5 tRNA genes and 2 rRNA genes are annotated in these 1,113 nt (G+C 46.2%); all 7 read right to left on the minus strand.

Going from position 1 to position 1,113, the window contains the following annotated elements:
* A 23S ribosomal RNA gene (locus tag CZ809_RS20700) occupies positions 1 to 107 on the minus strand; the annotation flags it as partial.
* A gap of 322 nt (positions 108 to 429) precedes the next feature.
* A tRNA-Glu gene (locus CZ809_RS20705) sits at positions 430 to 505 on the minus strand.
* A 2-nt stretch (positions 506 to 507) separates the two neighbouring features.
* Positions 508 to 583, minus strand: a tRNA-Ala gene (locus tag CZ809_RS20710).
* 37 nt (positions 584 to 620) lie between these two features.
* Positions 621 to 696: transfer RNA gene (locus tag CZ809_RS20715), tRNA-Val, on the minus strand.
* Between the two features lie 29 nt (positions 697 to 725).
* A tRNA-Lys gene (locus CZ809_RS20720) sits at positions 726 to 801 on the minus strand.
* Positions 802 to 822: 21 nt separating this feature from the next.
* Positions 823 to 898, minus strand: a tRNA-Glu gene (locus CZ809_RS20725).
* A 101-nt stretch (positions 899 to 999) separates the two neighbouring features.
* Positions 1,000 to 1,113, minus strand: a 16S ribosomal RNA gene (locus tag CZ809_RS20730); the annotation flags it as partial.

Consider the following 1,113-nt stretch of genomic DNA (forward strand, 5'->3'; position numbering starts at 1 on the left):
AGACTCAAGAGGCTTTTACTGCCTAATCTGGGCTTATCGCAAGTTAATACGTCCTTCATCGCCTCTGACTGCCAAGGCATCCACCGTGTACGCTTAGTCACTTAACCATACAACCCCAAGAGGTCTTGTATGTTCAAACAACCAAGGTTTGCGTTTAATACTCCGATCAAGAAAATATTAAACATTGGTTTTTCGCCGGACTCATTTATTTGTCTTCACTTTAAAAAGTGAAAGCAAACACAGACACTTGAATGTGTATGTTTTGAGAACTCATTTTTATTCAAAGAATAAAAACATTTTTAAAATTAATCTTTCGATTGAATTTACTAGTCAGCTTTCCAGATTGTTAAAGAGCATGTGTCTATCTTTCGACGTCCACTTTTTAAAAGCACTTTACTCTCTTTACTTAAGAGAAATACGTTTAAAAAGTGGCGTCCCGTAGGGGAGTCGAACCCCTGTTACCGCCGTGAAAGGGCGGTGTCCTAGGCCTCTAGACGAACGGGACATTGGTGGAGCTATGCGGGATCGAACCGCAGACCTCCTGCGTGCAAGGCAGGCGCTCTCCCAGCTGAGCTATAACCCCAATATTTTACTTCAAAAGAAGTTCTCCGAAGAGAAGATGGTGGGCGATACCGGGCTCGAACCAGTGACCCCCTCCTTGTAAGGGAGGTGCTCTCCCAACTGAGCTAATCGCCCTCCGATTTTTTACATCTTCGAGGAGAAGATGGTGGGTCGTGCAGGATTCGAACCTGCGACCAATTGATTAAAAGTCAACTGCTCTACCAACTGAGCTAACGACCCAATTTTCACTTCAAAGAGAAGTGGCGTCCCGTAGGGGAGTCGAACCCCTGTTACCGCCGTGAAAGGGCGGTGTCCTAGGCCTCTAGACGAACGGGACAATGTTCATAACGCAAGTTGTTGGGCAACTTACGTCGGCTCTTTTACATTTCGACCAAGCAATCTGTGTGGACACTGCATAAAACAGTATAAGTCTTTAGGTAAGGAGGTGATCCAGCCCCAGGTTCCCCTAGGGCTACCTTGTTACGACTTCACCCCAGTCATGAACCACACCGTGGTAAACGCCCTCCCGAAGGTTAAGCTATCTACTTCTGG

Source organism: Photobacterium piscicola, assembly GCF_900166965.1.
GTDB classification, from domain to species: Bacteria; Pseudomonadota; Gammaproteobacteria; order Enterobacterales; family Vibrionaceae; genus Photobacterium; species Photobacterium piscicola.